This is a genomic window from Pontibacter rugosus, assembly GCF_042678745.1.
GTDB classification, from domain to species: domain Bacteria; phylum Bacteroidota; class Bacteroidia; order Cytophagales; family Hymenobacteraceae; genus Pontibacter; species Pontibacter rugosus.
Window position 1 is genome coordinate 1 of record NZ_JBHTLD010000205.1, and the last position, 8,667, is coordinate 8,667.

Sequence of the window (8,667 nt, forward strand, 5' to 3'; positions counted from 1 at the left end):
AGAAAAACCTGCATGTAAAACAGGTTTTTCTATTTTTATACTTTGTTACTTGATATAGTGAGGTTAAAGTATGTGCAGAAGGAATAAGACCGTTATTTGTTTTCCCTATGCTGGCGCTAGTTTTCAACCCGTGTCCTACAATGGTGTTGAGCTTGTAGCTCAACTGGCTTGAAAAACCATACTTGCTGGCTGCCGCTAACAACTGTTCTGGCGCAAGCGTCCGCTTGTGACATTGACTGCTTCTGCTACTTCCATCGCCTCCAGCTGGCCCCGCTGGCGCTAGCTTGCAGCTAGTGCTTACTATGGTGTAGAGCTTCCAGCTCTACTGGCTCGCAGAGCCATACCTGTACAGCTTTGGCCGTACTCCCATAGCCATTCCTTTTTGAAACTTCAACTAAGCCATTCTTTCCAGCTCCTCTTAAAGCAACAGCCTTTGCTGAGGCTCTGTTTCTGCTCACGCAGAAAGCAAGTTGAAAACTTGCCACATGCCCCGTCACAAGTTACGCTCCGCTAAACTTGCGACATCACAGTTCAAAGATTGGAAAGGTTCCGATAGCCACCTCCCTCTAAAAACAGAAAAGCCTCTGCAATACTGCAAAGGCCTTTTTAAATAATGAACTACTGATTCCTGTGTCTCTGAAAGCTATACTTTGCCGTAAGCCGTCCGCTCTACAATACTTCTACCCAGCGTTACTTCATCAGTATACTCCAGTTCTCCTCCTACCGGCACACCTCGGGCAATGGTGGTGATGCGTAAATCAAACTCACGGAGTTTGCGGGTGAGGTAAAAAGCAGTGGTATCGCCTTCCATAGTAGGGCTGATGGCTAGTAAGATCTCGCGCACCTCAGATTTCGGCAGTCGCTCCAGCAGAGAGTCGATGTGCAGGTCTGACGGCCCAATGCCTTCAATAGGCGATATGACGCCACCTAACACATGGTACAAACCTTTATATTGTGCTGTATTCTCAATCGCTATCACATCCCGAATATCGCTCACCACACATAGCACCGCTTTGTCGCGTAGCGGATTAGCACAGATATCGCAAATTTCAGTGTCTGAAATATTGTGGCACTCTTTGCAATGCTTTACTTCTGTTCGCATTTTCACCAGCGCATTTGCCAGTGAGTAAGATTCCTCTGACTCCTCTTTTAGCAAGTGCAGGGCCAGGCGTAGCGCAGTTTTCCTGCCAATGCCGGGTAGCTTTGCCAGCTCCTCTACAGCATTCTCAATCAGTTTCGACGGAAAATTTATCAAGCTTTCTTCTCCTCTATTCTATATCTGCCGAAAGATCTTTATCGTGCAAAGCAGTACACATTCCTGAAAGCTCATCATAAGACCCCACTTTTACGGTACACTTTCCTTTATAATGGATCAGCATGGTGCATTGTTCTGCCTGCTCGGCGGTGTGCTTACATACTTTAATTAATGTGTCGATCACATGGTCGAAGGTATTCACATCGTCGTTGTACACCACCAGGTTGCGCATGTCGGTAGTCTCTTCGAGCACGGCAACATCAAGCTCTTCTTTATGAAAAATTTCTGTATCCCAATTCATCCCACAAAATTACTAAATTTTAAGCATTAATGGTAGCCGGAGCCTAAGTATAAGCTACTTCTGCAAAGCTGCTGCACATAGCAGACATATACGTTAAACAAAGTCTGGCGTAGTATGATTCCTGCAAATGATGTATACTATACCGTTACAACAAGGTATGCATTTTGCTATATAAGCTTATACTGCCGTACTTGCAGACACAACGGTTTACCTACATTATACTTTAAAAATATGATCAAAACTCTCTTTAGCAAGCGCTTTGCCCTGCTCCTCCTGTTGGTTACGACCATGCTGCAACTACAGGCACAGAACAAGGCTCTAACCATGGAGGATGCCCTTACAAACCCGGCATTGCAGCCTGAGAACCTGCGCATGCTTACTTGGGTAGCAGGCTCCGACGACTTCACTTTTATAAAGCAAAATAATGGTGAACAGGTATTGGTAAGAGGAAACGCCACAGCCGGCAAGCAGCGCGAAATCCTGACGCTCAAGCAACTGAATGCAGCTGTTGAGGCTATCGGAGTAGCAAATTTCAGCAGCTATCCAGCGCTGCACTGGCGCGCTGGCAACAGCTTTGTGGTGGATGGGCAGCAGAGTATTATAGAGTTTGATATAAAGACAAACAAAGCAAGACTAGTAACGACCTATGCAGAAGAGGCCGAGAATACAGAACTGGATCCTACTATGCAGCGTGTAGCCTATACCAAAGGCAACAACTTATTTGTTTCTGCCCCAGGCGCACCAGATGTAGCTATCACGAATGAGCCTAACGAAGCCATTGTACATGGGCAGGCGGCGCACCGTTCAGAATTTGGTATTAGCAAAGGTACTTTTTGGTCGCCAAGTGGCCAACTGCTGGCCTTTTACCGCATGGACCAAGGCATGGTAACTGACTATCCCTTGGTTGACATCAACCCGCTGCCTGCAAAACAGAACAACATAAAATACCCCATGGCTGGTGGCAAAAGCCATGAGGTAACAGTAGGCGTTTACAACATCAAAACAAAGAAAACCACTTACCTTAAAACCGGAGAGCCAGCCGACCAATACCTGACCAACATCACCTGGAGCCCGGATGAGAAGCATATTTACGTTGCTGTTCTTAACCGCGACCAGAACCACATGCAGCTGAACAGCTATAATGCCGAGACGGGAGCATTTGAGCGTACACTCTTTGAGGAAAAGCAGGAGAAGTATGTGGAGCCGGAGCATGGCTTATACTTTGTACCAGGCAAGCCAAACCAGTTTGTGTGGGTAAGCGAACGTACCGGCTATGATCATTTATACTTGTACGACACCAACGGCAAGCAAATCCGGCAGCTAACCAGCGGCAACTGGATGGTAACCGACATCTTAGGATTTAGCAGCAAAGGGGATGAGCTATACTATACTTCTACCGCCGAGAGCCCGCTGGAGCGACACATTTATGCAGTTAACCTGAGCAATGGCAAAACCCGCAGAATATCGCAGGGCAGCGGCACGCACCAGGCTCAACTTAGCCCAAGCAGCAAATACATCATCGACAACTACAGCAGCCAGGTAACACCACGTAATATTTGGGTGCTGAATACTGAGGGGAAAGTACAGCAGACACTGCTAACAGCAAAGAACCCGCTCAAAGAGTATAATCTGGGTGAAACAACAGTCTTTCCAATCAAGGCTGACGATGGCACCGACCTCTATACCCGCATGATCACGCCTCCGAACATGGACCAGAACAAAAAGTATCCGGTGGTGGTGTATGTCTATGGTGGTCCGCATGTGCAACTGGTAAACAACAGTTGGCTGGCTGGAGCCAATCTTTGGATGCACCTGATGGCGCAGCAAGGCTACATTGTGTTTACAGTTGATTCCCGTGGTTCCTCAGCCCGCGGTCTTGATTTTGAGCAGGCCACGTTCCGCCAGTTAGGTACTGTGGAAATGGCTGACCAACTGCGCGGTGTGGACTACCTGAAGTCGTTGCCTTATGTAGACCCAACGCGCATTGGCATACACGGCTGGAGCTTCGGTGGCTTTATGACTACCTCACTGATGACACGCCACCCGGAGGTATTTAAAGTTGGCGTAGCCGGAGGCCCGGTTATCGACTGGAAATATTACGAGGTGATGTACACAGAGCGCTACATGGATTCGCCGCAGCAAAACCCGGAAGGCTACGAAAAAGCAAATCTCCTGAACTATGTAAAGAACCTGAAAGGCAAACTGCTGATGATACACGGTACAGTAGATGATGTGGTAGTATGGCAGCACAGCCTGCAGTATATTAAGAAAGCCGTAGACGAAGGAATTCTGCTCGATTATTTTGTCTATCCGGGCCATCCGCACAATGTGAGAGGCAAGGACAGGGTACACCTGATGCGCAAGGTGACGCAATATTTTGACGAAAACTTATAATTTGCTTAATTTGTGATAGGCTGCTTTAACGGCAGCCCATCATACTTTTTCGCTGCTTTTCCGTAAGGGTATAATCAAAAACCATTCGGACATTTCCTTTGATGCATAAAGACAGCGCCCCTCTGCCCCACCCGGCAAGCAGAGTGGTTAGCAAAAAAAAACTGTCGGACAACAACAATGACTTAATCTACTGGTTAATGCAAAGCGAAGAAACGCGCTTAAAGGCCGTTGATGCGCTGCGTTACCAGTATAGTCTTCTTGTAGATATGGAGCTGACACATGATTTTCAGAAGTTTGTTCAAAAACTGAATGGCGTAGGAGCCGAATACATCATTGCAGGTGGCTTTGCTGTGGCACTGTATGGCTATCCACGTTACACAGGTGGTATTGATATCTGGATTAACCCTGTACCTGCAAATGCTGCTAAAGTACTGCAGGTGCTACAGGAAATGGGTTATTCTGACAAGGAGGTAAACCTGGAGGATCTTACAACCATTGATGTAGTAGTACAGCTTGGTTATCCGCCTAACCGCATTGACCTGACTACTGGTATGACTGGAATCGAATTTAACTCCTGCTGGCAAAACAAGGCTAGTATGCCTTTTGGAGGTGAAATGGCCTATTTTATTAGCTTAAATGATCTGAAGAAGAACAAGAAAGCTACTGCCCGCCAGCAAGACCTCCTGGACCTCCAAAACCTGCCTGAATAAGTATGCCAACCGTATCACCGTCTTTTCGCCAGGCGGTAAAACAACTAAGCGACAAAGAAAAAGAAGCCATTATTCTGAAAGCTGCCCGCCGCGATGCGGAGCTGTACGACATCCTCTCATTTGAACTGCTGGAAGAAGTAACAGTGGAGAAAGTATATGAAGACGCAGCTGACAAAATACATGAGTTACTTATAAATGCCAGCGGTCGCAGCCTAAGCAAAGCCTTAACAAAATCGCTCCGCAAGGCTGTAAAGGAGATAGCCAAATTTAAGCGCATCACCAAAGATCCTAAAACCGAGATAGACCTGCACATATACACGCTGCGCCTGATCTTCGACAATTTCACTGGTCAGTTCGACAGCTACTACAAAGGATTTTTCACTGCTACCGCACGTTTGTTACTGCGCACGATACAGCTTATCCGCAAAAACCTGCACGAAGATTACTATGTGGAGTATAAATCTGACCTGGATGATTTTCTGGAACAGGTTCAAAGCCGACCTAAGTATCTGACTGTTGCACTGCCGAAGGAGTTTGAAGTAGAGTAAAGAAATTTTGAATAACTGATTTTTGAATAACTGATTTTTGAATAACTGAATAAGTTTGGGGTATTTTAAGCTTGTATATTTCTGCCAGTCCATTACCTGGTGCAGGTATCTGGTTTATCCCGCAGGTGCGAGCTTGCAGCTCGTATCCTACAATAGTGCTGCGCTTGTAGCTCAACTGGTTTAAAAAGCCATACCTACACCTGCTGCTTCTCAAAGGCTGAACCGTCTGCTTCCCTGTTCTTAGTGCTCATTTTGTAGGGAAAAATAAACTAACGCAAGATTTCATCTTGTAGTTGAAATGGGGAAAGCTTTCAGCTTTCGTGGCAGATTTTAAAACTTACCCACGCATTCGGAAACTTGCCCTATGAAAAGCTCCAGGTTAAATCTTGAAGCAGTATTTTGGGAAGGCAGAGGGGTGGTTTACCTACAAGATGAGCACCCAAGGGCTGTGATTGGTTCAGGTAGCCAAAGCTCTTGTTCCTTTTCAAGTACAGGAATAGGTCGCGACCTGTCTGCGCAGTACCATCAGACATGAAACTTGTGCTTATAAAACAGCAACTATCGGAGCTTCCCTACTCAAAGAGACAGGCTAGCAGGACATAGTATGCAGAAATCTAAAGCGTACCTACCTGCACTTCCTCCAGGTTGATCTCAGATACCTGTTCCAACTTGCCAGCTTCAAAAGCTCTGTCGTAGTTCTCGATAGGAAAGTCTTTGTCAGCGGCTTTGTAGTTGTTATAATCCTGAAAGCGGATACCTCCGATAGTGCGGGAATTAACAGCCTCTCTGAAACGAGAGCCTCCACCATTTTGTGTGAAATTGTAAGCCAGGTAATCCATGGTATGCTTTTGCTGATGGAACCAGTACACGTACTCATCCTCAAAGTCTTCTCCTCCGCCTTGTTGGGTAAACGTCACTTTTACCTTGTGGTAAGGCTCCCCATTTATCGATGCTTCTCCTATATACTGTTTTTGAACAGCAGCATCGTTCAGCGAAAAAGGCAACAAAGCAAAATAAATCACACCATTCACTGATGCGCTATAGGCCTGCTGCTTTTCCTCTGTTAATCCTACTGCTTGGTCCTGCACAGTTCGTTTAAAGCCACTGTTGCTAAGCACATCATGCACCCGTTGGCCTGTAGAGTCTGTAAAAGTACGGCTGTATACAAAGGCCCCATTATCGCGGAGGGCACGGTACTGGGTATCACGGAATCTGAAGGAAACAACCCCCTGCTCCAGGTTTTCAGCGCCATGTGCAGCCAGGGCAGCATCAACTATAGCCTGTGCCCTAGGCTCCTTTTCTTCAGAGCAGGCAGCAAAGGCTAATAGGGTTGCTAACAAAAGTAAAGTATAAGTATGGGTACGAAGGAAGTAATTCATCAGTATAAAAGTAAGGCTGTACCAAAGGTATAAAAGCAGCGGCAGGTAAAAAAAAACCGCTCCAGCCTTTAACAGCCAGAGCGGTCTAAATATTGTACAAGAGCTATACTTATTGTTTAGCCGTTACGTCAAAAGTTATCTTAAACTCATCAGAGATCGCCTTGTCGCCAAGTTCTCCTAAAAGAGTTTCAGAACCGTAACGCACATCAAATTTAGAACGGTCTACCATTACGTCTGCTTTTGCGTTAACAGTACCATTCTGGATATTTACTACAGCCGGGAAGCTTACCTGCTCTGTCTTCTCTTTAATTGTCAGGTTTCCCTGTACGTTATAGTTAGGCTCACCTGCTGCGGCACTGGCAATAGGTGATACGCTCGTGATATCGAACTTAGCAGTTGGATATTTCTCAACACCAAAGAAGTCATCGGCCTTTAGGTGACCAACCAACTTGGCATTGTCTTCCTCCGCTGTGATATCTGTATTGGTGATGGTATTCATGTCGATGATGATGTTACCACCAGTCAATTGGTTGTTGGCTACCATCAGCTCTCCACCTTGCAATTCGATTTCACCATCGTGGGCTCCGGCTACTTTCTCGCCACGCCACTTCACGTTGCTCTGCTCCTTTACAATCTGATAAGCCTCGCCTTCACCAGTGGCTGCAGCTGCTTCTGTTGCTACAGCATTTGTTTCTGTCGTAGTTTCTGATTCGCCTCCGCAGGCTGTAAATAGTAGTGCTGCGGCAAACGTAGCATAAATGGCTGTCTTTTTCATGTTTAGCTAATTATTGGTTAAACTTATCATTTAAAATAATTCAAAAGCCGCTCCGGCTTTTAAGCGGAGCGGTTTATACTTATGTAAGGTTGCTTACTGCTTTGCAGTTACATTAAGCGACACAACGAATTCGTCATTGATGGCTTTGTCGCCCAAGTTATCGAAGAAGCTTTTAGAGCCGTAACGGATATCGAACTTAGAACGGTCGATGGTTACGTCGCCTTTTGCAGTAGCTATGCCGTTTTTAACTGCTACAGTAGCAGGGAAAGACACTGGCTTTGTAATGCCTTTGATGGTTAAATCGCCGGTAACAGTTGCATTTGGTTTGCCAGCCGCAGCGCCTGCGTTAGATTTTACGCTAGTGATTTTGAAGGTGGCAGTCGGGTTTTTCTCAACACTGAAAAAATCATCAGACTTCAGGTGGCCGATCAGTTTGCCATTGTATTCTGCATCCTTTATATCAGAGCAAGTCATGGCGTTCATGTCGATAACAAATGTACCGCCTACCACTTTGTTTCCTTCTACTAACATCTGGCCACTTTGCAGCGCTATGTTGCCCATGTGCTCGCCAGTTACTTTTTTGGCGTGCCATTTAATATCACTCTTGGCAACATCTACATTATAAGCACGAGCCTTAGCTGGTGCGGCTACTTCTGTAGCAGCCTTAACGGCCGCAGTGTTTGTGTTGCCAGCATGGGCTGAGAACATCAGTGCACTAGCAAGTGAGGCTAAAATTACGTACTTTTTCATCGGTTTGACTTTTAAACTCTATTGGTTTATGGTTGTTATTAATCTCTTATTTTATCGAGCAGCATATTCAATTGCGCGGCCTCATCTTCTGTCAGGTTAGTGATGCCTGTGCCTTTACCACCCTCTAAAACATCCATTTCTTTCAGCAAGTCCAGTCCTTTTGGCGTGATCAGTACATCTACTGTGCGACGGTCGGCGGGGCATTGCTTGCGCGTTACCAGTTCTTTTGCCTCCAGCTTATCTACAATGCGCGAGGCATTAGAAGTTTTATCAAGCATTCGCTCGATAAGCAGGCTGATGGTAGCTGGCTTAGGGTGTTGTCCGCGCAATATCCGCAATACATTATATTGAGGCAGCGTGATGCCGTGAGGTTTAAATAAAGCAGACTGCTTCTGCTCTAAATAACCGGAAGTATACAACACGTTGATGTAAGCTTTTTGAAACTCACTCTTAAACGATCCTTGTTTAATTTCTTCTTCTATCTTCATATCCAGCCTCTGCTTCGAATGATGGTGCAAATATATGTACATACATTTAATGTACCTATATCTGCAC

Annotated in this window: 9 protein-coding genes; 3 read left to right on the forward strand and 6 right to left on the reverse strand. The window is 45.8% G+C overall.

Annotated features, from left to right (window positions below; all coding sequences use genetic code 11):
- Positions 1-643: 643 nt before the first annotated feature.
- Positions 644-1,252: a recombination mediator RecR gene (recR, locus tag ACFQ2O_RS17600; protein WP_377530885.1), complete on the reverse strand. Its 609-nt coding sequence runs from the start codon at positions 1,250-1,252 to the stop codon at positions 644-646.
- A gap of 16 nt (positions 1,253-1,268) precedes the next feature.
- Complete coding sequence (locus tag ACFQ2O_RS17605; RefSeq protein ID WP_377530861.1) at positions 1,269-1,556, reverse strand: ATP-dependent Clp protease adaptor ClpS; 288 nt, start codon at positions 1,554-1,556, stop codon at positions 1,269-1,271.
- Positions 1,557-1,787: 231 nt separating this feature from the next.
- Between ACFQ2O_RS17605 and ACFQ2O_RS17610 the strand changes: the two genes are divergently transcribed.
- The 3 genes from ACFQ2O_RS17610 (at position 1,788) to ACFQ2O_RS17620 (ending at position 5,208) form a co-directional block, all read left to right on the forward strand.
- Positions 1,788-3,950: a S9 family peptidase gene (locus ACFQ2O_RS17610; protein ID WP_377530863.1), complete on the forward strand. Its 2,163-nt coding sequence runs from the start codon at positions 1,788-1,790 to the stop codon at positions 3,948-3,950.
- A gap of 98 nt (positions 3,951-4,048) precedes the next feature.
- Positions 4,049-4,660, forward strand: a complete 612-nt coding sequence (locus tag ACFQ2O_RS17615; protein WP_377530865.1) for a hypothetical protein — start codon at positions 4,049-4,051, stop codon at positions 4,658-4,660.
- A gap of 2 nt (positions 4,661-4,662) precedes the next feature.
- Positions 4,663-5,208 (forward strand): hypothetical protein, encoded by a 546-nt coding sequence (locus ACFQ2O_RS17620; protein ID WP_377530867.1) that lies wholly within the window; start codon positions 4,663-4,665, stop codon positions 5,206-5,208.
- A 614-nt stretch (positions 5,209-5,822) separates the two neighbouring features.
- Here ACFQ2O_RS17620 and ACFQ2O_RS17625 read toward each other — a convergent pair.
- The 4 genes from ACFQ2O_RS17625 to ACFQ2O_RS17640 all read right to left on the reverse strand — a co-directional run.
- Positions 5,823-6,587 carry a DUF6503 family protein gene (locus ACFQ2O_RS17625; protein WP_377530872.1) on the reverse strand — a complete coding sequence of 255 codons (765 nt, stop codon included), beginning with the start codon at positions 6,585-6,587 and terminating at the stop codon, positions 5,823-5,825.
- Positions 6,588-6,696: 109 nt separating this feature from the next.
- On the reverse strand, positions 6,697-7,362 hold the full coding sequence (locus tag ACFQ2O_RS17630; RefSeq protein ID WP_377530875.1) for a YceI family protein: 666 nt from the start codon (positions 7,360-7,362) through the stop codon (positions 6,697-6,699).
- A 93-nt stretch (positions 7,363-7,455) separates the two neighbouring features.
- The gene (locus ACFQ2O_RS17635) at positions 7,456-8,112 is read right to left on the reverse strand and encodes a YceI family protein (protein ID WP_377530877.1); all 657 of its coding nucleotides are present in this window, start codon (positions 8,110-8,112) and stop codon (positions 7,456-7,458) included.
- A 38-nt stretch (positions 8,113-8,150) separates the two neighbouring features.
- A partial coding sequence (locus tag ACFQ2O_RS17640; RefSeq protein ID WP_377530881.1) for a MarR family winged helix-turn-helix transcriptional regulator occupies positions 8,151-8,667 on the reverse strand: 517 nt, incomplete at its 5' end.